Source organism: Vibrio sp. JCM 18905 (assembly GCF_055393305.1).
The window spans coordinates 1,142,208-1,164,471 of record NZ_AP043880.1; the positions used below are offsets into that span (position 1 = coordinate 1,142,208).

At 43.9% G+C, this 22,264-nt stretch carries 18 protein-coding genes and 1 tRNA gene; 8 read left to right on the top strand and 11 right to left on the bottom strand.

Going from position 1 to position 22,264, the window contains the following annotated elements; all coding sequences use genetic code 11:
* Nucleotides 1–44: 44 nt before the first annotated feature.
* Nucleotides 45–1,361 (bottom strand): MFS transporter, encoded by a 1,317-nt coding sequence (locus ACZ5ZC_RS22015; RefSeq protein ID WP_464932289.1) that lies wholly within the window; start codon nt 1,359–1,361, stop codon nt 45–47.
* A 173-nt stretch (nt 1,362–1,534) separates the two neighbouring features.
* On the opposite strand from ACZ5ZC_RS22015, the gene ACZ5ZC_RS22020 reads away from it, so the two are divergent.
* A complete protein-coding gene (locus ACZ5ZC_RS22020) occupies nt 1,535–2,083 on the top strand; it encodes an NAD(P)H nitroreductase (RefSeq protein ID WP_258486070.1) in 549 nt (182 codons plus the stop codon).
* 103 nt (nt 2,084–2,186) lie between these two features.
* A complete protein-coding gene (locus ACZ5ZC_RS22025) occupies nt 2,187–4,154 on the top strand; it encodes a DNA topoisomerase III (RefSeq protein ID WP_464932290.1) in 1,968 nt (655 codons plus the stop codon).
* Between the two features lie 44 nt (nt 4,155–4,198).
* Here the strand turns inward: ACZ5ZC_RS22025 and ACZ5ZC_RS22030 are convergent, their stop codons facing one another.
* A complete protein-coding gene (locus ACZ5ZC_RS22030) occupies nt 4,199–4,405 on the bottom strand; it encodes a hypothetical protein (protein ID WP_054868001.1) in 207 nt (68 codons plus the stop codon).
* Between the two features lie 183 nt (nt 4,406–4,588).
* Nucleotides 4,589–5,278, bottom strand: a complete 690-nt coding sequence (locus ACZ5ZC_RS22035; protein WP_258640822.1) for an SDR family oxidoreductase — start codon at nt 5,276–5,278, stop codon at nt 4,589–4,591.
* Nucleotides 5,279–5,550: 272 nt separating this feature from the next.
* Between ACZ5ZC_RS22035 and ACZ5ZC_RS22040 the strand changes: the two genes are divergently transcribed.
* On the top strand, nt 5,551–6,474 hold the full coding sequence (locus tag ACZ5ZC_RS22040) for a histone deacetylase family protein (protein ID WP_203347063.1): 924 nt from the start codon (nt 5,551–5,553) through the stop codon (nt 6,472–6,474).
* Nucleotides 6,475–6,665: 191 nt separating this feature from the next.
* Here ACZ5ZC_RS22040 and ACZ5ZC_RS22045 read toward each other — a convergent pair.
* From ACZ5ZC_RS22045 to ACZ5ZC_RS22055, 3 genes are all read right to left on the bottom strand, one after another.
* Nucleotides 6,666–6,756: transfer RNA gene (locus ACZ5ZC_RS22045), tRNA-Ser, on the bottom strand.
* Nucleotides 6,757–6,910: 154 nt separating this feature from the next.
* The gene (locus tag ACZ5ZC_RS22050) at nt 6,911–8,719 is read right to left on the bottom strand and encodes a DUF3413 domain-containing protein (RefSeq protein ID WP_124008368.1); all 1,809 of its coding nucleotides are present in this window, start codon (nt 8,717–8,719) and stop codon (nt 6,911–6,913) included.
* Nucleotides 8,720–8,741: 22 nt separating this feature from the next.
* A complete protein-coding gene (locus tag ACZ5ZC_RS22055; protein WP_005380722.1) occupies nt 8,742–8,969 on the bottom strand; it encodes a YejL family protein in 228 nt (75 codons plus the stop codon).
* A gap of 85 nt (nt 8,970–9,054) precedes the next feature.
* Between ACZ5ZC_RS22055 and yejK the strand changes: the two genes are divergently transcribed.
* From yejK to ACZ5ZC_RS22070, 3 genes are all read left to right on the top strand, one after another.
* Complete coding sequence (gene yejK, locus ACZ5ZC_RS22060; RefSeq protein WP_005396521.1) at nt 9,055–10,053, top strand: nucleoid-associated protein YejK; 999 nt, start codon at nt 9,055–9,057, stop codon at nt 10,051–10,053.
* 81 nt (nt 10,054–10,134) lie between these two features.
* Nucleotides 10,135–11,451, top strand: coding sequence for an Hpt domain-containing protein (locus ACZ5ZC_RS22065; protein ID WP_464932291.1), 1,317 nt, complete (start codon nt 10,135–10,137; stop codon nt 11,449–11,451).
* Between the two features lie 104 nt (nt 11,452–11,555).
* Complete coding sequence (locus ACZ5ZC_RS22070; RefSeq protein WP_464932292.1) at nt 11,556–12,719, top strand: chemotaxis protein; 1,164 nt, start codon at nt 11,556–11,558, stop codon at nt 12,717–12,719.
* Nucleotides 12,720–12,807: 88 nt separating this feature from the next.
* Here ACZ5ZC_RS22070 and nhaC read toward each other — a convergent pair whose 3' ends face one another.
* Nucleotides 12,808–14,241 (bottom strand): Na+/H+ antiporter NhaC, encoded by a 1,434-nt coding sequence (gene nhaC, locus ACZ5ZC_RS22075; protein WP_005396525.1) that lies wholly within the window; start codon nt 14,239–14,241, stop codon nt 12,808–12,810.
* Nucleotides 14,242–14,671: 430 nt separating this feature from the next.
* Between nhaC and asd the strand changes: the two genes are divergently transcribed.
* Complete coding sequence (gene asd / locus ACZ5ZC_RS22080) at nt 14,672–15,787, top strand: aspartate-semialdehyde dehydrogenase (RefSeq protein WP_005396526.1); 1,116 nt, start codon at nt 14,672–14,674, stop codon at nt 15,785–15,787.
* Nucleotides 15,788–15,842: 55 nt separating this feature from the next.
* Here the strand turns inward: asd and ACZ5ZC_RS22085 are convergent, their stop codons facing one another.
* Both ACZ5ZC_RS22085 and ACZ5ZC_RS22090 read right to left on the bottom strand, forming a co-directional pair.
* Complete coding sequence (locus tag ACZ5ZC_RS22085; protein ID WP_005396527.1) at nt 15,843–16,706, bottom strand: ion transporter; 864 nt, start codon at nt 16,704–16,706, stop codon at nt 15,843–15,845.
* Between the two features lie 35 nt (nt 16,707–16,741).
* The gene (locus ACZ5ZC_RS22090) at nt 16,742–17,380 is read right to left on the bottom strand and encodes a YchE family NAAT transporter (RefSeq protein ID WP_005396528.1); all 639 of its coding nucleotides are present in this window, start codon (nt 17,378–17,380) and stop codon (nt 16,742–16,744) included.
* 650 nt (nt 17,381–18,030) lie between these two features.
* On the opposite strand from ACZ5ZC_RS22090, the gene adhE reads away from it, so the two are divergent.
* Nucleotides 18,031–20,733 carry a bifunctional acetaldehyde-CoA/alcohol dehydrogenase gene (gene adhE / locus ACZ5ZC_RS22095; protein WP_046874521.1) on the top strand — a complete coding sequence of 901 codons (2,703 nt, stop codon included), beginning with the start codon at nt 18,031–18,033 and terminating at the stop codon, nt 20,731–20,733.
* Nucleotides 20,734–20,874: 141 nt separating this feature from the next.
* Here the strand turns inward: adhE and ACZ5ZC_RS22100 are convergent, their stop codons facing one another.
* Entirely contained in the window at nt 20,875–21,558 is a 684-nt protein-coding gene (locus ACZ5ZC_RS22100) for an SDR family oxidoreductase (RefSeq protein WP_046874522.1), read from the bottom strand.
* A 191-nt stretch (nt 21,559–21,749) separates the two neighbouring features.
* Entirely contained in the window at nt 21,750–22,253 is a 504-nt protein-coding gene (locus ACZ5ZC_RS22105; RefSeq protein WP_054867996.1) for a VC2046/SO_2500 family protein, read from the bottom strand.
* Between the last annotated feature and the right edge of the window lie 11 nt (nt 22,254–22,264).

Here is a 22,264-nt window from a genome sequence, read left to right on the forward strand (position 1 = left end):
ACCATGAAAGCTGCGCTTTGAGCGCAGCTTTTTTTTGTATAGAACTAGTCACTGATATCTGGCAGTTGTTTGGCCATTACTACGCCAGAAAGAGTAATAAAAGAGAACACTAACACCACAGCTGAAAGGCTCAAAAAGTTCGACATAACACCAAGAGAGCTCATTAGAAGCAGCATTATCCCAACCACTGTGTTACTCACGGCTACATAGCTCGTCCGTTTGTCACCTTCTGCGATATCAACTAAGTAGGTTTTTCGTCCGACTCGTATTCCGTCGTGGGCAATGCACACACAAAAGTAGAGCAGAGGAATCACGAATAAAAAGCTTGTGCTGGCGATTATCCAAGTATCGTAAACAAATAAAACAACGCCAAGTAGCGCGCTCATCGTTGCGCCGATGACCATCACACTGCGGCTAGAGCGATCGGACATTCTTCCCCAGAAAGGACCTGACACAAAGGAGGCCAAGCCACTCGCAAACATAAAGAGAGCTAGAACCCAGAGCTGTCCACCCAGAGATTGCTGTGCCAGCACAACGTAGTACGGTGCACTCAGCGCAGAACATAAAAATAGTGTTCGCGTGATAACGAATCGACGAAAGGTCACGTCTGTTTTAAGTAACGCGAGTTGTTTAAATGCCTCAAGGACGCCATTTCGACCACCGTCTACCTCACCGGCATACTCATTAATTCGTGCATAAACTAATGCCGCAATAAGCCATATGGCGCCCGCTAACCCTAAACTCAGACTGTAAAAGCGCTCCGTCGGCTCTACGTCCCATAACCAGGCTAGTGCCAGAAGGCTAGCGAAAAGTAGTGTAACAAGGCCAGCAGCGCTTGAAGACCAGCCGTTGACTTGACCTCGTTGGTTTTTAGGGATGGTTTTGCCCAATACATCTTTTGATGCGACGGAATTTAAACCGCGTGAGAGGCTGAAGATCACAAGACATGCAATTACACCATAACCCGCAGCAGCTCCTGTCAGAGTTAATGCGACCACTCCGATTGCAAATATGGAAAGAGCCTGCAAGATGCTGCCAATTACCCAGACCCATTTTCTTACTGGGAGGCGACGAATATAGTGCGCAATACTAAGTTGTGGGATAAGGGAACCTGACTCACGAATAGGAACGAGCCAACCAATTAAGTAAACTGGTGCCCCGAGGCTTTGTAGTATCCACGGCAACGTGACTTTGGGATTGATTAACGCATCGCCGACCTTCGTTAAAAACTGAGCAAGAATGATTTTAAGAAAGTTGCCGGGAACTTGATGACAAGCTGATTCAGGAATCGCCTTACAGGCACGGGCATCTTCGTCATTAACGATCTTTTCGTAAATGCTGTTTTGTTTATCCTTGTTCATCAACCAGCCTATGTTCAACTTATTCATTTCGCGAATAAATTAACATTAAATCCAGCTTGATGTTAAGTGAAGCACGTTATCAAGCCCATAGAAAACCGGTTGTTATTCGCAGGAGCAGATTGTGCTAAAGTAGCGTAAACAAAATAACAACGATATTCGATAAGGACTCTTTCATGGACGCTCTCGATCTTTTGCTCAATCGCCGATCTATCGCGAAGTTATCTGCGCCTGCACCAGAAGGTAAAGCGCTTGAGAACATCATTCGTGCAGGCCTTCGTGCGCCTGACCATGCGGGATTAACCCCTTGGCGTTTCGTTATCGCACAGGGCGATGGTTTGAAAAAACTGTCAGATATCTTGGTAAAAGCGGCAGAAGCTGAAAATAGTGATGAATCGGTGGTCGAAAAGGTGAAAAATGCGCCATTTCGTGCACCAATGGTGATCACGGTGATTGCTAAAGTAACGGAACATGAGAAAGTGCCTGCACTAGAGCAACACTTATCTGCTGGATGTGCAGTACAGTCCATGCAGATGGCAGCGGTAGCGCAAGGCTTTCAAGGATTTTGGCGCTCAGGTAAGTGGATGTTCCATCCAGAAGTTCATCAAGCGTTTGGTTTAGAAGGCGACGATGAGATTGTTGGTTTCTTGTACCTAGGTACGCCTGGTTGCACACCGATGAAAGTTCCTGAGCGTGACCTTTCTCAGTTTGTTGAGTTTCTATAACTGAGCATCTAGGCAAGTTGACTGTTTATTTATACAGTTTTTCTTGATTTATTAGGGCTACATTCGTTAATGTGGCCCTAATTATATTTATTTCCAAAACGTTATGTCTCGTCTGTTTATTGCTGAAAAACCAAGCTTAGGCCGTGCGATTGCCGCTGCACTGCCAAACCCTCAAAAGAAAGATCAAGGATTCATCCGCTGTGGGAACGGGGATATCGTTACTTGGTGTATCGGCCATTTGCTCGAACAAGTCGAACCTGACGCTTATGATGAGCGTTATAAAAAGTGGAATATGGCAGATTTACCAATTGTTCCGCAGCAATGGCAGCTCAGACCGAGGAAAAGCGCAAGTAAGCAATTAACAGTGATTCGTAAATTGCTCAAAGAAGCTAACGAAGTCATTCATGCAGGAGACCCAGACCGAGAGGGTCAGCTGTTAGTTGATGAAGTTCTCGACTATTGCAAGTTATCTAAAACCAAGAAGGAATCCACACAGCGTTTGCTGATTTCCGACTTGAACTTACCTGCGGTGAAACGCGCACTCAGTTCTATGCGCAGTAATCGCGAGTTTATCCCACTTTCAGTTTCTGCATTGGCTCGCTCTCGGGCTGATTGGTTGTATGGCATGAACATGTCTCGTGCTTATACCTTGCTTGGTCAAAAAGCAGGGTATCAAGGTGTTCTCTCGGTAGGGCGAGTGCAAACGCCAGTTCTTGGCTTAGTGGTGCGTCGTGATGAGGAAATCGAAAACTTTGTCCCGAAGGACTATTTTACCCTACATGCTCTGATCCCATATCAAGATGCCAATGGTACTTTTGATATTCGTGCTCGTTGGAAGCCAAGTGAGGCATGCAAGCCTTGGCAGGATGAAGAAGGGCGAGTGTTAAACCGTAAGTTAGTGGAAAACGTTGCAAACCGTATTGCAAATCAACCCGCGAAAGTGACGGAGTCGGAACAAAAGCAAACCAAGCAATCAGCACCATTACCTTATTCATTATCTGCTTTACAGATCGATGCAGCGAAGCGCTATGGTATGAGTGCGCAACAAGTACTAGATACTTGTCAGGCATTGTATGAAAAGCACAAGCTGATCACTTATCCACGTTCAGATTGTCGCTATTTACCGATGGAACACTACTCACAAGCAGAGATGGTGACAACAGCTATTGCGAATAACGCAAAAGAGCTGCAAGGTGCCGTTCAGGGAGCAGACTTAACATTAAAGTCCAAAGCCTGGAACGATAAAAAAGTGGATGCGCACCATGCGATTATCCCTACACCAAAACAAGCTAATGTGAATGCGCTTTCGGGCAATGAGATGAAAGTGTATCAATTGATTGCGCGCCAGTATCTCATGCAGTTTTATCCGGCGGCGGTTTACGCAGAAGCGAAATTAGTTTTCGATATCGCTGGTGGTACGTTTATCGCGAAAGGTCGTCAGTTAGTTTCGCCGGGTTGGAAAGCGCTAATGGGCAAAACTGACAAGGAAGATGAAGGTATTGATGCCGTACCACCGTTACCAGAAGGCACCGTGTTAACTTGTCGTGAAGGGGAAATAAAAGACCGAAAAACCGAGCCACCAAAGCACTTTACCGAAGCATCGCTGTTGCAAGCGATGACCGGGATCGCCCGTTACGTTGCGGATAAAGAACTGAAAAAAATCCTTCGTGATACTGATGGGCTAGGTACGGAAGCGACTCGCGCTGGTATTTTGGACACGCTGTTCAAACGCCAACTGCTCACGCGTCAAGGTAAATCAATTCTCAGCTCTCCTGCGGGAAGAGGTCTCATTCACGCCTTGCCACAGGATTCAACGTACCCAGATATGACGGCTCATTGGGAGCACCAGTTACAAGGTATGGCAGAGAGAAATCAGGCATATCAGCCGTTTATGCAAGCACTAGAGCAACGCATTGATGGCTTGATGGCACAAGTAAAAGCAGGGCCGATCCCTGATTCATTGCGTCATCTACCCCAAGTGGAACGTCCTGCGTTTAAACGTAAAAAGCGCAGTTATTCAAAGAGTGGTGGCGCAACTAAATCTGGTGCAGCCAAAGGTAAGCGGGCATAGGACAAGCGCGGCGTAATTAAACACCGCGCATGCTTGAAAATAGATTACTCGAACAGGTCACCGTGGTTTTGGATCGCGCCTCTTACTTCACCTTGAGTTAACACGCGTTTGTCCAGTACCTCTTTCACCTGGTTGCCCAAGTCAACTAATGTATCTCGATTCGCTTGAGTTTGGCGTTTACCAGCACTTCTCAAGCAGTAGTTTAGCTCGTGCTCTTCGCTAAAATTAACCAAATTCCTATCTGCTGCCATCGTGCCTTCTCCTTAATTGTTCTACTTTTTCCTAAGTCTGGATTGGATATAGATAAATTCAAGTTAGATTGCGCGAATTATGCTGGTGGATCACCGGTGAACATTATGTTTGCCAACCAAGTCACGATTATGAAGCCTAGCTTAGTTGTTATTTGGTTTATTGATGGTTGTTTCTTAATGCCGCTACCAAGGTAGCTCAGTACCATCGTAGTTAATAAATCGACCTGAAAGTTGCGGTGTACTCAGCTCTATCACGTTCGCTAGGCCCTGCGCGGAGGTTTGCGTATCTATCAATGCATTTGGTCCGCCCATTGCCGTTTTTACCCAACCAGGATGAAGCGCTAAAACGGTAAATCCTTCAGGTGTTAAATCATTACTCAAGCTTTTAACAACCGAGTTTAGCGCCGCTTTCGATGAACGATAAATATAACCGCCACCGGACGTATTTTCGGTCATGCTCCCCACTTTTGATGAGATACAAGCAATCTTTTTTATCTTGCCTTGTTGTAAGCGAGGGTAACAGTGCTCAACCAGTTTTAACGGTGCAATGGTGTTTACTTCGAAGACTTTACGCCATTCTTCTACGTCAGTGTTTCCAAAGCCATATCCCTTGGGGCCGTAATATCCCGCATTGTTAATGAGTAAGTCGATGGCGGGGAGCTTATCTGCAAGCAGAGCGACTTGTTCGTAGTGAGTGACATCCAGTTCGTGCAAAACTAGATTGCTGTAATGTGAGGCTAGAGTTTGTAGTTCAGAACTGTTCTCTAAGGAACGGCTAGTAGCGTGTACTTGATGGCCTTGCTTCAGGTACAGCTCAGTTAAGCTAAGGCCAATGCCGCGATTTGCTCCGGTAATAAAGACGGTTTGACTCATACAAACACCTATATTTTTTTTGATTTCAGTTGGAAGTCATTGTGTTAGCTAAGAGCAATAAAATCAACCAGCCACCACGTACCAACAACGAGAGATGAAAATAGGGACAGAGCACAAAGAGAGCCAAACAGTGCGCCGAGAATAGCAAAGAAAGTAGAATTCATATGTATATTAAATTTAATTGATATTGAAAATCATTATCAATTAAATTGCGTTTTATTCAACCCTTGAAGTTGATACTATTTCGTTACCATTGTTATTAAGAATTTCTCATGCTGCCATTTATCTACCACCCGGTTTATTCTCAACTTGAGTTGCCAGAGGGGCATCGTTACCCAATTATGAAATACCAGTACCTCTATGAATCGATATTGGTACATATGGAGAAAGATGACTGGAAAGAGCATGTGCAGTTTTTCCAGCCAGAAGCACTGACTGTTGAGGAAGTAAAACGTGTTCATGACCAGGAATACGTCGACTTGCTAGTGAATGGAAACATGCCAGCTGCGAAGATGCGCCGAATAGGTTTTCCTTGGAGTGAGTCTCTCATTACCAGAACGCTAACTTCAGCAGCGGGCACGGCTTTGACCGCAAATAAAGCACTTGAGTATGGTGTTGCCATTCATTTGAGTGGCGGGTATCACCACGCACACAAAGAGTTTGGCAGTGGTTTTTGTTTATTTAATGACTTAGTGATCGCGGCCAGGCAAGCGCTCGAAGTAGAGCATGTCGATAAAGTATTGATCATTGATAGTGATGTTCATCATGGGGATGGAACAGCAACTTTATGTGACGATGAGCCAGATATAATCACGCTTTCTTTCCACTGTGACAAAAACTTCCCGGCTAGAAAGCCTCAGTCTGATCTAGATGTGCCTTTGGTACGAGGGACCGGTGATGAGGATTTTTTAATGGCGTTTAAGGAAGTGGTCGATATGGCGCTTAATCTTCATCGTCCTGATTTGGTTATCTACGATGCTGGTGTTGATATACATCAAGACGATGAGTTGGGATATTTTGATGTTTCGACGCAAGGGATTTTAGAACGTGATAGATTTTTAATGCAAACAATGAAATCGCGAGGTATCCCTGTCGCAGCTGTCGTCGGAGGTGGATATCGAACGAATCATGCAGACCTTGTCCCAATTCATTTGCAGCTCATTAATGCCGCTAAAGAAGTCTTTGTTGGTAAGTAAATACAACTAGACGTAAGTATCAACCTGATTCAAAACGGGACACTGAAACGAAAAGGTCGTTAATTTCTAAGTGTGCTCTTTTTGAATGTGGCGATTGCTGGGCTTGTATTCAAGGAGGGATTTGTACAAATCTTTTCAAATCTGGATATACGAAAAAGCCCGCTAATTTCTTAGCGGGCTTTTTCTAAATGTGGCGGAGAGATAGGGATTTGAACCCTAGATACGCTATTAACGTATGCCGGTTTTCAAGACCGGTGCTTTCAACCACTCAGCCATCTCTCCGTTGTTGAGGCGCATAATATAAGGCTTTGAAAATGTTGTAAACCCCTAGTTGAACTGATTGGATGTTTACTGCGCAAATTTGTGGTTTGTGTTGTTTAAATAAACAAAAACTCCCCAAAAAGGGGAGTTTGAATAGTATATGGATTGCTAGGTATTAATCGTTTTTAGAATAAAAACGCTGTAACTCAGTTAAACCTTGCATCAAAACTGGCAACTTCGGTGCATCATCTCGAAGTCGTTTGTAATTTTTGTCATACAACTTGTAGTTGCCAAACTTATCGATCACTGTGGTTTGTGAGCTAGTAATTAAGGCAAGCTCACGAGTGTCACCCGCTAGGATCCAACGGCGACGACTTTCGTCAAATAGGTTACGACCACTACTGTAATCATATGGGTTGGAAGATACACCGAGCATATCCTGCAACAACGTGACCGAAAGGTCCAAGTGGCTTGTGCTGTGATTAAATTCACCAGCCAACATTCCTGGCCATTGGATTACCATAGGAACTTGTAACTGATAACGGCTGTAGTTGCTGTTTGCGCCCCAGCTGTTCGTGTTTGTTTCATTAAACTCACTACCGTGATTAGAAGTGATAATCACGATGGTGTTTGTCAATAGTCCATTTTTTTCAAGCTCACCAATAATGCTAGCGATGGTTTTATCCGCTGATTTTACCGCATATTCATAAGCTTTTTTGAAGCGATCACTTGCGGACATTTCTTCGTCATTATTGGAAGGGATCGATTCAAAATTATCAACGGTGGTGACTTCGATGTAACTAAACCATGGTTGACTCGCTTTCTCTGTTAACCATGTATTCCAGTTCGCGATAGATTGCTTATCGGTATGAGCTTGTGTGCCATCGAGGTCTTCCGCTAGTTTTAAGTCGCGGAAAATAATCTCTGAGTAGAGATCATCTTCAAACCCGCTGCCACTGAATAAGCCGAAGTTGTAACCCTGATCTTTCAGTACATCGAGTAACACCGGCGAAGCACCTTGCGCCTTGATGCTTGAGGCGTAACTGGTTGGTAAGCCGTAGAACAAACCGAAAGCCCCGTAAGTATCATTACTTGAACTGTAATGATTACGGAAGTTCTGATTGTTTTCGGCAAACTCATAGAGGTTAGGCATCTCTTCTGGATTCAGCGCGTCTGCACGCAGGTTATTTACGCTGATCATCAACACGTTGAGCTTATTGACTCGACGGTTAAACTCTAGCTTTTCTAGAGGGTAATTGACTAACTCTACGTTGCCTTCATTTTCCGCTAAGCGTTTTAGGTATTCCTCACGGTCAAGTAGACCATGTTTTTCCATAAAGCTCTTCGCCGTCATCGGATAAGACAATGGGAAGTTTGAACGCTGACTGGTAATTGGATTGTAGAAGTATGCATCTGCCCAAATATAAACCAAATGGCTGGTCATAAAGCTGAGGAAAAATACAGCTGCTAGAGGACGTCCTACGTGCTTATGAGATAGTTTGCGCTGTTTTCGCCATACCCATTCGGATAGGGCGAGCTGAATAAGGAAGATCAGCGGCATTACAACAAACAGATGTTGTAGATCAGTGCTGAGTGCACTTTTATCTTCGCTGAATAGTAACTCCCAAACGACAGGAGTTAAGTGCAAATTGATCGACTGATACGCTTGGGTATCAATCAATAATATGGTTTGCCCAACGGTCGCGAAAATCACTGCCACCAAACGGAACAATTTCCGCGATGGCAGGATAAACGTTAACGGGAATAGAACGAGCAAGTAAAGCGCGAAAACTAGAAAGCCAAAGTGACCAACCCAAGAAACCGCCAGATAAAACTGACCAAGTAACGTCTCGGGCCAAGGAGACTGAACAATGTAGCGTGTGCCTATCAACATCGATGCGACGATATTGAAGAATGCAAACCAGTGACCCCAACCAACCAGTCGAGATACACGTTCGCCGTATGAGTTTCCGCTGTCTACCATGTATGTGTTCTATTGTCCGTTATTAGTGTGTTTTTGGTGTTTCTAAAGAAGACATCAGCGCCTGAGCAAATTTTTCAGCAATCGCTTTGCGTTGTGAAGCAGCAACACGTTGATTTAAGACATTGGTTGCGATATTTCCGGCAATCATTAGCGTCAACTCAGGAGAAGCAGCGTGTTTTTCAAGAACTGTTGCTACTTCAGCAAGAATTTTCTCTACTTGCTCGTCAGTATATTTAGATGTAATCGGCATAAAGACTCTAATAATGATAGTAAAAGCGGCTTATGATAACCTACAATGCCCATCAACTAAAACCTTGTAGCAAGATAAAATCACTATGAGCCTTCATCTTTCAAACGTTATTCTGCATCAACTGTGCAAAAACGATCAGGACGAGCTAGTTGTAAACTTTCGTCCAGCATCATTAGAGAACGATGCATCTACTGAAAACTTAGTCGCTGAGCTTCACCGAGTATTCCATTCTAAAGCTGGTAAAGGTTTTGGCTCTTTCCAGTCAGACAGCGAATTTCAATTTTGGCTTCAAGAAATGCGCAAAGGAGAGCGAGATTTTTACGACTTCTCACAAATTAGTGCAAATCGCTTGAAAGAAGAGTTGATTAAGTACCCATTTGCGGATGAAGGTATTTTGGTTTTCGCTGAGTATCAGAGTTTAGCAACGGACTACTTGTTCATCGGTATCTTACCAATGAACCAAAGTTTAAAAGTGACCGAAGGTTTGGACATCAGTGCGACGGATTACCTAGATATCACCAAAATGGATATTGCGGCACGCATTGACTTGTCGAGCTACGACACTGATAAGGAATCTAATCGTTACTTGCAATACATCAAGGGACGCGTCGGCCGTAAAGTGGCGGATTTTTTCCTAGATTTCCTGCAAGCGGACATCGGCTTAGATACGAAACAACAAAACTTAGTGTTGATGCAGGCAGTGGATGATTTTTGTGCTGACTCGAAGCTAGAAAAGCAAGAAGTGAACGAGTACAAGAAACAAGTTTACGATTACTGCAATGAGCAAATTAAATCCGGTGATGAGGTTCAAATCTCAGAGCTTTCTGGAGAGCTTCCTCCAAGCCAAGATGGCACAAGCTTTATGGATTTCACCAAAGAGCAAGGGTACGAACTTGAAGAATCTTTCCCAGGTGACCGTGCGACGGTTCGCAAACTGACTAAATTTGTTGGCGCTGGTGGTGGCTTGAATATTAGCTTTGATAGCCTATTGCTTGGCGAGCGTATTTTTTATGACCCAGAGACGGATACCTTAACGATTAAAGGTACGCCACCAAATCTAAAAGATCAGTTGAGTCGCAACTAAAACCATATCGTCAAATTAAGAGAGCCAATGGCTCTCTTTTTTATGTGAATAAGAAACATCCATAGTATATGCTTGTAATTAATGGAGATATGCGAGGGGCGAGTGTTGCTGAAGCTAAAAGAAGGAATGGGGCGGTTTGTTTGGTTCTGGTTCGTGTTATGGTGTGTTTTAGCGCTAGGGATTTGGTTGCAAGCCAAACAAACGATTCAAACCATTTCAACAGTGAATGAGCTAGGAAGCAAAGTCGAAGAAGTCAGACACTTTTTTAACTTTGATCTGCCTTATCGTGTTAAGCACGTCGACCAAGTTTCACTAAAACTTCAGTTAGCCTATGCAGTTCGCTTACAGCTTGAAAGTGAGTTTTCTGAAGGAAAAATCACACCAGATATTACTCAATTGCTTTATGCGACCGATCGATTTTTAGAAAGTGCTCGAGCCTTTGTAGGAAGTGACAGTGAGCTAGTCTCATTAGCCGAGCAGTTGCGAAGAAGCCGCGCCCGAGATGAAAACTCTGAGCAAATTCAATCAATGTACTATCGCTTAGGCGCACTTGTTTTGGAGTCTATTTTTAGTGACTCAGCAACGAATAGCGATACTTATCGTGATTTAGACCGACTCTTTATCGAGTCGGACACGCTTTCTCCTCAAGAGCGAAGTGCTTTTCAGCGTCAACTAGCCCAGACTTCAAGCGCGCTATCTGCCAAGGCGCAAGGCAGCTATCTAGTTAATCAACTGCTTAATCCTGATTTCCCGAACCAGTTAACTTCGATAAATGACCAGTTGGAACAAAAGTTGATGACCTTTGTTACTTGGTTGTCAGTAATCAGTGGTTTATTTCTTTCTCTTATTTCATGGGGGCTTTTCTCCCAAAGAACCGTTCAGCCGCTAATACCATCAAGAGCAGAAGATAAAGAGTCTGAGCAAGCTGGTGGGTCTTACGTTGTTTTTTCTGCTCAGTCCGAAAGCGCTCAAAACGGCCAAGTTAACGAACAGAGTCATAATGAGCCGAACACATCACAAGTGGCAGTAGTGGAACGTGAGCCGTATATAGATATCAATAAGATGCTGGACTCGCTATCGGGAGATGAAAGCGCGGTGCGAATGTTACTTGAAGTCTTTATTCAGGATCACTCTGGCGATGGTTCAAAAATGCATCGGCTATTAGAAGAGGATAAAGAGCAAGCGCAAAGAGCGGCTCATAGTCTTAAAGGGGTCTCGGGAAGTTTAGGGGCAATGCCATTGCACTGCATTTCGGGTGATATTGAACTGTTGATTAAACAAGGGCAAAAAGTGCCGGAAGAGAAACTGACACGTTTAGATGATGTCCTAAAGCAAACCATACTTTTCGCTAACCACGTTCTCAATAGTGAAAAGATACAAGAAGCGCTAACAGATTGATATTGCTCTGACTTACAATCATCAGAGTTGGGGTATTAAAGGCCCGAACTATATGACTTAGTTCGCTTTATTCCTGTTCCATACAATTTGTTAAAGGTACTTTCATGTCCGTTCGTCGATTGTCTTCAATGATGTTGATAGGGTTGGTTGTGATGCTTTCAGGGTGCTCCCTGTTAGAAGTGAAAATCGAGAGTCAAACCGTCCCTCTTACCAAACAAGAGCTTAATATGCGTCTCCTGACTCGTGAGTATGCGCAACAGTTTTTTGCTCAGGTAGAGCAAGCTGCTGATGCATTGCACGATCAATATGAGCCGCATGATAAAGTCCATCAATCTTATATTTTGCTTTGGAAGATAAATGCTGAAGAAGGTCTTCAAGCCGCAGCATACCAAGTCTCGCCAATGGCAGCACTGATTGATACTTGGACTTTTACGCTACAGATGGATCAATTCTTTACGACTGGCCCTGGTAATGAACTATTTGCGACAGATGAGGCAAAGTTAGTTTCTGCTCACTTAGCGAAAGAGGTGGATAAACTGGCTCAATCTCTGTTGAAACAAGAAGCGTACATCAAGACACAAGCGTTTGTTGCAGAGTTCGTTAAGCAACATCCATTCGCGGACTTAAGTATGATCAGGACGCCAGCTTACCGTGGGTGGTTAGATGCGAATCAAATTAGCGAGGAAGAGGCAGTGACTACGCTAGGTACAATGCCAGAAGCATTAGGTGATGTCTCGGATCGTCTAAGCCTTGTATCAGAACAGACCCCCAAAATTATGACTTGGAAGGCGCAGTTATTAGCATTAAATAGCTCTGCCAGCATCGAAAAAGTTAATGCTGCGCTAAATAGCCTACAAATTACGGCTGATTCGATGAAGGACTTTATTGATAACAATCCAGAGTACATGCGCTATTTGGCAGAGCAAATGGCGGTAGAGTTACAACCTTTGGTTGACGATATTGACCAAAAAACGCAAGCGCGTTTATCTCAATTGGGTGAGGAGCGCCAAGCTTTAGAGCTGATGGTAGCCAGAGAGCGCCAAGAAATCGCGCAGATCATTACCCATGAGCGTGAGAAGTTTGTTCAAGATATGGACCGAGTCTCGCAGGAAGTGGTCAGTTTAGCGATGACCAAGCTGATTGAGCTCGTTAAAAGTACCATTATCTACTTCATCTTGTTCATTGCCGTTATATTCTTTGCACCACTTGGCTTGGGCTATTGGTTTGGTAAGCGTGCAGCAGTGAAAGCGCAAGTCAAACAAAGTTAACGTTTGGTTGAGATATAAAAAAGAGCGCTCATGCGCTCTTTTTCTTTGTCTCTCACTCGGAAGAGAGATTCTTCCTATCTATGCGAACTTAAGCGGTTTGCTGCTTCAGTTCGCCTTCTGCTTGTTCAACTGCTTCCGCCGTTGGTTCGCATTTATCAACAAACCAACCCATGTAGGAACTGATGATGGTCACAATGATACATACAAAACTTAGCCACATGAACGGTGCATAAGACAGTGTCGCAACACCCAGAATACTTGCCATGTAGATACCGTTGTCACTCCATGGAACCATACCAGATGTTAATGTGCCGCCGAACTCTGCGTTACGAGACAAGTTCTTACGTTTGTAGCCTAGGCGATCGTAGTTCTTCGCACAGATTTTTGGTGTCAGGATAAGTGAAACGTACATCGCTGAACCAAATACGTTCCCCATAAAGGCTGTACCGATTGTACTTGTTGCCAGTGAACCTGCACTTTGAACGCGTTTTTCAAACAGCTTAGCGATAGTTTCTAACACACCCACTTTATCTAGTAGACCACCAAAACCAAGGCCGAATACGATAACTGCTACTGAGCCAAGCATTGAAGACATGCCGCCACGGTTAAGAATGGAGTCAATGAAATCTACGCCTGAAGAAATCGCAAACGGAGCCCAAGCGGTGTTGAACGCGGTTAGGAAGTCTACATCTTGAATCATTACTGCCCAAATAATACCGAGCAGAGAACCAAAACTGATCACTGGGAATGAAGGCATACGCATTGCTAGAAGTGACAATACGATGATCACAGGAACAAATGAGTAAGGGGTGATGTAGAATTGCTGCTCCATCGCTTTAATTACAGAGTCTACCTGGCTCATGTCAACTTGACCTGCGTAGTGGAAGCCAAATGCAGTAAACATAATGCCTGTAATAATGTAGCTAATGAGTGCGATCGGCAGCATGCCTTTAATATGTTCCATCACTTCAACGTTAGACATCGATGAAGCAAGAATCACAGAATCTGATAGAGGCGACATTTTGTCACCAAAGTAACAACCTGAAAGCACCGCACCAGCTGTAATTGGTGCAGGAACGCCAAGGCCTTGGCCAATACCCATCATCGCAATACCAGCAGTACCAGCAGCGCCCCAAGAGGTGCCAGTCGCTAGCGCAGTCAATGAACAGATGATCATGGTTGCGAGCAAAAAGATAGAAGGGTGAATTGCTTTAAGGCCGTAGTAAATAATGGTTGGAACAATACCACCAGAGATCCACGTACCAACAAGCGCGCCAACGGCAAGAAGAATTAAGACGGCTCCAAGTCCATTGGAAATGCCATTTAGTGCAGCTTTTTCCAGATCTTTGTACTGATGACCAAGCTTAATGCCTAATATCATGATAATGAACCAACCGATGTACAGCGCTAGCTGGATCGGTAGGTCTAGCTTGGCAGTGAACGAAAATGCCAGCAGTAGAAATAAACCGAGCGAGATAAATACCTGTATCAAGCTTGGTAGGCGTGGTGTAACTTGCTTCATATGTGCCTCTGTCAATCTTGGAGCAATAGAGGAAGGCGCTCCTTGTTGTAATCGCGCATAACATACATTAACAAAAATTATATTTCGAATATTTGGTGTTTTATCTTGATGTTCGTCGGCAAAAACGTTTGCTTGTGAAATTAACTGTTAGTTTGTTTTAACTTTTTTGGTTTTAAATGTTGTGTAATGTAAAATTATTGTGCTTCATGTGTTATTTTGTCACTGAGTGGTAAGACCAATTTGGAGTAACAGGGCTTTCCCTACTTGAAAAATGGCCGAAATCGCAAACCAAACACTAAAAAATCTCGTTTAACACGAATTTTCATAGGAAAAGGTTAAAAAATAGGCTTATTTACAAAATAGGGGTTGAGATTTTGATGCGAAAAATTAACTATGGGGTAGGTTTTTTAATACATGGAGAGTTAATACGATGAGAGTTGGTTTAGTTGGTTGGCGCGGTATGGTTGGTTCAGTCCTTATGCAGCGTATGGTTGAAGAGAAAGACTTCGACCTAATCGAACCAGTATTCTACAGTACTTCTCAAGTTGGTATTCCTGCTCCTAACTTAGGAAAAGACGCAGGCTTACTGCAAGACGCGTATGATATTGAAAGCTTAAAACAGCTTGATGCGGTAATTACATGTCAAGGTGGTAGCTACACAGAAAAAGTTTACCCAGCACTTCGACAAGCCGGTTGGAAAGGCTACTGGATTGACGCAGCATCTACGTTACGTATGGCGGAAGATTCCATCATCACGCTTGATCCTGTGAACTTAAAGCAAATCCAACAAGGCATCCACGGTGGCACGAACACATTTGTTGGTGGTAACTGTACGGTTAGTTTAATGCTAATGGGTCTAGGTGGCTTATTCGAAAAAGGCCTTGTTGAGTGGACAAGCGCAATGACATACCAAGCCGCTTCTGGTGCTGGCGCGCAAAACATGCGTGAACTGATCTCGCAAATGGGCGTTATCAATGACTCTGTAAGTTCCGAACTTGCAAACCCATCAAGCTCTATCCTAGATATTGATAAAAAAGTTGCAGACACAATGCGCAGCGGTTCTTTCCCTACCGATAAATTCGGTGTACCACTAGCTGGCTCGCTTATTCCGTGGATCGATGTGAAACGTGATAACGGTCAGAGTAAAGAAGAGTGGAAAGCGGGCGCAGAGGCAAACAAAATTTTGGGCTCACAAAGCTCGCCTGTGCCAATCGATGGTACTTGCGTCCGTATTGGTGCGATGCGCTGTCACTCTCAAGCACTCACTATCAAGCTTAAGCAAAATGTCCCAATGGATGAAATCGAAGAAATCATCGCCACTCATAACGACTGGGTTAAAGTGATTCCTAACGATCGTGACATTACTGCGCAAGAACTTACACCTGCAAAAGTAACAGGCACTATGTCCGTACCAGTAGGTCGTCTACGTAAGATGGCAATGGGTGATGACTTCCTAAATGCTTTCACTGTTGGTGACCAACTACTATGGGGCGCAGCAGAACCATTGCGTCGTACGTTACGCATTATTCTTTCTGAGAAAGCATAATCACATCAATCTTTGTTTGATGACAAAATAAAAGAGCTCCCTAGGGAGCTCTTTTTTATGCTTCGTCTTCTCCACGAACAACGCGTTTATCAGGATCGGCCAGTTCACTACCACAGTGTTTACAGTAAGTCGCATCAGAGTCGTGCCCGGCGTGAGAACAGTTCGGACACTTCACTAATACTTTGTGCGATTGCATTTCTTGGTGAAGCTCTGCTGTGAAAATACCAGTAGGGACCGCCAAAATTGAATAACCCAACAACATGGTGAGTGAGGCAAGCCCTTTTCCGAGATCTGTTTGAGGTACCAAGTCACCATATCCAACCGTTGTGATGGTCACAATAGCCCAATAAATACTTTTCGGAATGCTAGTAAATCCGTTTTCAGGCCCCTCAATGACGAAAATCAGCGACCCAAAGATCGTGACCATAATGGCGACAGAGCTAAAGAAGATAAAAATCTTTCTGCGCGCCATCAGTAGAGAGCGTAAGAGGATGTTGGACTCTTGAAGATAGCGGACCAACTTGAGTATGCGGAATATTCGCATGACTCGCAGTGCTCTTATTACGCCCATAAAGGAGGCAGAAGGGAAAAACAGTGCTAAGTAAGTAGGTAAAATCGCGAGTAAATCAACGACGCCATAAAAGCTCTTCGCATAGGCGGCTGGTTTTGGAGAGCAATAAAGTCGGAGAAAATACTCAATAGTGAATAAACCGGTAAAAGTGTACTCCAAGTATTTCAGCTCTTTTGCCCACTCGGCGCGTACGGATGGTATTGAGTCTAATACCAGTACGATTAGAGAACTGATAATCGCGATAATGAGTGCAATATCGAAGGTTCGACCAGCTTTGGTATGAGTACCAAAAATGGTGACATATAGAGTATGTTTGAGAGAGTCAGTCGTCATGACAAAGCGATCCATTGTTGAATCGCTCTATCATACAATTTTATAGAAACTCAGGCTAATCCTGGAAATAAGTTGCGTAAACCATTGGCGATAAACTCAATACCCAATGCGCCTAATATCAACCCCATGATACGGGTAATGACGTTGATACCAGTTTGACCCAAAAATCGCACGATCAGTGGGGCAGAGCGGAACAACAGCCACGAGCATAGACAGAACAAGCCAATTGTAATGCTGATGCCTACCGTATCAAACATGCTTGGGTAGCGTGCACCGTAAACAATAGTCGAACTGATTGCGCCTGGTCCTGCCATTAGCGGCATCGCAAGAGGAACAACACCGATCTGCTCGCGACTCACGTATTCTGATTTTTCCTGTTTGTTTTGTTTATCTTCCCCCAGTTTACCGCTCATCATAGAGAACGCGATGCTAAGTAGCAGTAGCCCACCTGCAACACGAAACGAATCCAGAGAAATGCTGAACATATCTAATAGTAACTGGCCAGCAAAGAGCGAAATGATCAGAATGATAGCAACAGCCACGTTCGCTGTGGTTGCCGTATTGCGCTTTTCGTCTGGTGTCATATGTCCGGTTAGTGACACAAACACAGGCATGATACCAACAGGGTTTACTGCGGCGACCAAACCAAGAAAAAACTGCAAGAAGATAGCAAGTTCAAAAGTTTGCATGTTGCGTACTCATTAAAGTTCACATTAGTGAAAAGGCGAAGGGGTAATTTGGGCGTAATGTAAGGCAAAAGTTGGGTTGGAAGAAATGAAAAAAACTAACGCATTTCCTACTGTTTTAGTGAGAAAAACTAATTCTTTAATAAACTGTATCTAATCTGGAAAATAATTGTTGCGTATAAAGTTGCTGTCAAAGCGTGCTGTTTTACATAAACGTTAACATTCGCACACTTTTGATAAAAACTAAGGTGGTTTGTAGAGAGATGTATTCGGTTCGATATACTCTCAGTAGCACAAGGAATTGGGCCTACATGTAATTTTGTTGGCTAAAAATGAAACTTTTTTACAGGTTGTTGTAGTTTCTTTTATTTATTTGTCTATTTGCTTCTTTTTTGTTCAATAAAAATTGAAGATTAATTTATTTGTTTATCAGTGAGTTATGTCGTTTTAGTGTGATGGAGCACCACTTTGGTGGTATTTAGGTCGTGAGAACTGATCCAAGTCAATTTTTTTCACACTCTGAAATATTATACTCAGTCCTGAAAGCAATTTACTAAGACGTTTGTTTTCTAAGTGACTGATAAACAGTAAAAACGATAAGTAATAGCCTTAGTAAAAAGTTTTTAATATTTGTTAATTTTAGGAGATTCCCTATGCCTGTAACTAATATGGCTGAACTAGATGCAATGGTCGCTCGCGTTAAGAAAGCGCAAGAAGAGTTTGCTACTTACTCTCAAGAGCAAGTAGACAAAATCTTCCGTGCAGCGTCTCTTGCAGCTAACCAAGCTCGTATCCCTCTAGCGCAACAAGCGGTAGAAGAATCTGGTATGGGTATTGTTGAAGATAAAGTAATCAAGAACCACTTCGCTTCTGAGTTTATCTACAACAAATACAAAGACGAACAAACGTGTGGCATCCTAGAAGAGGATGACAACCTAGGCACTATGACTATCGCTGAGCCTGTAGGTATCATCTGCGGTATCGTACCAACAACTAACCCAACATCTACAGCGATCTTCAAATCTCTAATCTCTCTGAAGACTCGTAACGGTATTATCTTCTCACCACACCCACGTGCGAAAAACTCGACTAACGACGCAGCGAAACTTGTTTTAGATGCAGCGGTAGCAGCAGGTGCACCAAAAGACATCATCGGTTGGATCGACCAGCCTTCAGTTGAGCTATCAAACGCTCTAATGAAACACGATGACATCGCTCTTATCCTTGCAACTGGTGGCCCAGGCATGGTTAAAGCAGCTTACTCTTCTGGTAAACCAGCAATCGGTGTAGGTGCAGGTAACGTTCCTGTTGTTATCGACGAAACTGCTGACATCAAACGTGCAGTGGCTTCTATCCTGATGTCTAAGACTTTCGACAACGGCGTAGTATGTGCTTCTGAGCAGGCTGCAATCGTAGTTGACGAAGTTTACGACGAAGTGAAAGAGCGTTTTGCTTCTCACAAAGCTTACGTACTAAGCAAAGCAGAAGCGGAAAAAGTTCGTAAAGTACTGCTTATCGATGGCGCGCTAAACGCGAAAATCGTAGGCCAACCAGCAGCAGCAATCGCTGAAATGGCAGGCGTTAAAGTTCCAGCAGATACTAAAGTTCTTGTTGGTGAAGGTCTGGGTAAAGTTTCTTACGATGACGCATTTGCTCACGAGAAACTATCTCCAACTCTAGGTCTATTCCGTGCTGACAACTTCGAAGACGCGGTTGCTCAAGCGGTAACTATGGTTGAGATCGGTGGTATCGGCCACACATCTGGTCTTTACACTAACCAAGATACTAACGCTGACCGTATCCGTTACTTCGGTGACAAGATGAAGACAGCTCGTATCCTAATCAACATCCCGACTACTCACGGTGGTATCGGTGACTTGTACAACTTCAACGTTGCGCCTTCTCTAACTCTAGGTTGTGGTTCATGGGGTGGTAACTCTATCTCTGAGAACGTAGGTCCTAAACACCTAATCAACAAGAAAACTGTAGCGAAGCGAGCTGAAAACATGTTGTGGCATAAACTACCTAAGTCAATCTACTTCCGTCGTGGTAGCCTTCCAATTGCTCTAGGCGACCTAGAAGGTAAGAAACGCGCATTCTTAGTAACTGACCGTTTCCTATTCAACAACGGTTACGCAGATGACGTAGTAAGCCTACTTAAAGCTCAAGGCATGGAAGTTCAAACATTCTTCGATGTTGAAGCTGACCCAACGCTTTCTGTTGTAGAGAAAGGTGCGGCTCAAATGGCTAGCTACCAACCAGATGTTATCCTAGCATTAGGTGGTGGTTCACCAATGGATGCTGCGAAGATCATGTGGGTAATGTATGAGCACCCAGAAACTCACTTCGAAGAACTAGCAATGCGCTTTATGGACATCCGTAAACGTATTTACAAGTTCCCTAAAATGGGTCAAAAAGCTGAGCTTGTATGTATCACTACAACTTCAGGTACTGGTTCAGAAGTTACACCATTTGCGGTTGTTACTGACGACAAGACTGGCGCTAAATACCCACTAGCTGACTACGAAATCACGCCAAACATGGCTATCGTTGATGCTAACCTAGTGATGAACATGCCTAAGTCTCTAACAGCATTTGGTGGTTACGATGCAGTAACTCACGCTCTAGAAGCTTACGTATCTGTTCTTGCGAACGAATACTCTGACGGTCAGGCTCTACAAGCACTTAAGATGCTAAAAGAATACCTACCTTCAAGCTACGCGAACGGCGCTAACGACCCAATCGCTCGTGAGAAAGTACACAACGCAGCAACTATCGCTGGTGTGGCATTTGCTAACGCATTCCTAGGTGTTTGTCACTCAATGGCGCACAAACTAGGTGCTGAGTTCCACATTCCACATGGCCTAGCAAACGCATTACTTATCTCTAACGTTGTACGTTACAACGCGAACGATAACCCAACTAAACAAACAGCGTTCTCTCAATACGACCGCCCACAAGCACGTCGTCGTTACGCTGAAGTTGCTGACCACTTAGGTCTAAGCCAAGCTGGTGACCGTACTGCTCAGAAAATTGAACGTCTACTAGCATGGTTGGATGAGCTAAAAGTGAACCTAGACATCCCAATGTCTATCCAAGCGGCAGGCGTAGCTGAAGCAGACTTTATCGCGAAACTTGATGAGCTAGCAGTTGAAGCGTTCGATGACCAATGTACTGGTGCGAACCCTCGCTACCCACTAATTAGCGAACTTAAAGATGTGTTAATGGCTTCTTACTACGGTAAAGCATTCGTTGAAGGTGAAACTTTCGAAGGTACAACAGTTATCAAGAAGAAAGCAGACCAAGAAGCAGCGAAAGCGGCGCCTAAAGCAAAGAAAGAAAAAGCTGACGCGTAATCAAGAGTCGTGTGAGTAAGGTTTTCGCTAGCACGAAACCTTAACCGGGAAAAAGTAAAAGCCCCAGTCATTTGACTGGGGCTTTTTTGTTGAGAAAGTTGAGTAATAGCGATCCATTGACGCAACAAACACGTTGTCCATTCATACTTCTGTAGCAACCACTCTGCCACTAAAATACTCATTTGATACGATATATGCGGTATTGCGAACCAATTCATCTTGGATCTCGGCCCAGTGTCTTTCGTTAAGTTCTTCTCTTGTATGGTTTACCGAAGGAATGACGCCACCCACCCGAATATTAAATGGAGTGAGCTCTTTTGCCCAGCTGTGAGTAAAACCTGACACCAAAGCAGCCATGCTTTCGACTCCCGTTAAATCTTCATGGCTGTCATGGGAAATGACGTTAACAATTACCCCTTTCTTATTTCTAGCGCGAAATCGTTCGGCTCCCACTTGGCCATAGGTGTAGAGGAAACGCGCTGCAGAAGACAAGTGATCAATGTAAGTACTCATAGGTTCGGGAGCCATCAAGCCTGGCATGGGAGAGCTCGTCCAGCAATTGACTATCACGTCTGGTGTCGCACGCAGCTGCGATTCTATTTGATCAAACAGTAAGTTAATGGACGTTGTGTTATCACTGCACACATTCATCGCATAGACTTTATCTGTGAAGGCACTAATCTGCTCATAGCTCGCTTTTAGAGCGCTAGAGTTTTGGTCACAAAGAATCAACGTCGCTCCAAGGTGAGCAAAGTGACTAGCACAAGTCCTTCCTATAACAGAACCTGCAGACGTGACGAGAATAATTGATTCTTTAATATCCATAACACCTTCACTGTATCCCTGTGTGAAAAAAATACACCAGTGGTTTGTGCTATTAGCATGGTTGAAATTAGAAAGGCTCAGTGTGAAAGACTTCAAACTAACGCTTTTGGATGAGGACTATTATGCGGTAATTTGTAAGGCGTCACATTTCTGACTGTGGATACTGCAAGCTGTTGGTTGAACAATGATCTCTATACTTGCAGTTGAATTTGATACTGACGTTGAGCCGTCACTAGTTGATTGTATAGCCCTGCATCTGGGATGAGGTTTTTGTTGCGCTCGCCCAATTTGCGTCGCTCATGACCGGATAGGTTGTGATAAACGTCTTCAGGAAGATTAAACGTATCTTCCGGCAAGTAGGTCAGGGCATCTGGTTTCAAGTAGTGACTCAGTTTCGCTGAGGGTAGACCTGCACCGTGGAATTGTTTTGCTTGCTGCGCTGCTAGCTCATAGCTGCTGCTATCAGAACGAAGAGCTTGAGGCGTTGACAATTCAAGTTGTTGACGGAGTATATCTTCGCTAGTGGCTACTTCTTTGATTTGCTCTACAGGTACAACGTCGCGTACATCGTTAGAAAACATCGACAAAATCAGTGCAAAATCAGCACGACGTCCTTCGTGGACAGCATGGTTGATACCATTGCCGAACTGAAGTTCGTTAATAATTGCCGCTTTGTCTAAAGTATGAATTTGCATGATGTTCCTCG

Coding starts and splice junctions, on each gene's coding strand:
- ACZ5ZC_RS22015 (WP_464932289.1), bottom strand. CDS start 1,361: ATGAACAAGGATAAACAAAACAGCATTTACGAAAAGATCGTTAATGAC.
- ACZ5ZC_RS22035 (WP_258640822.1), bottom strand. CDS start 5,278: ATGAGTCAAACCGTCTTTATTACCGGAGCAAATCGCGGCATTGGCCTT.
- ACZ5ZC_RS22030 (WP_054868001.1), bottom strand. CDS start 4,405: ATGGCAGCAGATAGGAATTTGGTTAATTTTAGCGAAGAGCACGAGCTA.
- ACZ5ZC_RS22085 (WP_005396527.1), bottom strand. CDS start 16,706: ATGGATCGCTTTGTCATGACGACTGACTCTCTCAAACATACTCTATAT.
- ACZ5ZC_RS22050 (WP_124008368.1), bottom strand. CDS start 8,719: ATGGTAGACAGCGGAAACTCATACGGCGAACGTGTATCTCGACTGGTT.
- yejK (WP_005396521.1), top strand. CDS start 9,055: ATGAGCCTTCATCTTTCAAACGTTATTCTGCATCAACTGTGCAAAAAC.
- ACZ5ZC_RS22100 (WP_046874522.1), bottom strand. CDS start 21,558: ATGGATATTAAAGAATCAATTATTCTCGTCACGTCTGCAGGTTCTGTT.
- ACZ5ZC_RS22065 (WP_464932291.1), top strand. CDS start 10,135: ATGGAGATATGCGAGGGGCGAGTGTTGCTGAAGCTAAAAGAAGGAATG.
- ACZ5ZC_RS22090 (WP_005396528.1), bottom strand. CDS start 17,380: ATGCAAACTTTTGAACTTGCTATCTTCTTGCAGTTTTTTCTTGGTTTG.
- ACZ5ZC_RS22025 (WP_464932290.1), top strand. CDS start 2,187: ATGTCTCGTCTGTTTATTGCTGAAAAACCAAGCTTAGGCCGTGCGATT.
- adhE (WP_046874521.1), top strand. CDS start 18,031: ATGCCTGTAACTAATATGGCTGAACTAGATGCAATGGTCGCTCGCGTT.
- nhaC (WP_005396525.1), bottom strand. CDS start 14,241: ATGAAGCAAGTTACACCACGCCTACCAAGCTTGATACAGGTATTTATC.
- ACZ5ZC_RS22070 (WP_464932292.1), top strand. CDS start 11,556: ATGTCCGTTCGTCGATTGTCTTCAATGATGTTGATAGGGTTGGTTGTG.
- ACZ5ZC_RS22105 (WP_054867996.1), bottom strand. CDS start 22,253: ATGCAAATTCATACTTTAGACAAAGCGGCAATTATTAACGAACTTCAG.
- ACZ5ZC_RS22040 (WP_203347063.1), top strand. CDS start 5,551: ATGCTGCCATTTATCTACCACCCGGTTTATTCTCAACTTGAGTTGCCA.
- asd (WP_005396526.1), top strand. CDS start 14,672: ATGAGAGTTGGTTTAGTTGGTTGGCGCGGTATGGTTGGTTCAGTCCTT.
- ACZ5ZC_RS22020 (WP_258486070.1), top strand. CDS start 1,535: ATGGACGCTCTCGATCTTTTGCTCAATCGCCGATCTATCGCGAAGTTA.
- ACZ5ZC_RS22055 (WP_005380722.1), bottom strand. CDS start 8,969: ATGCCGATTACATCTAAATATACTGACGAGCAAGTAGAGAAAATTCTT.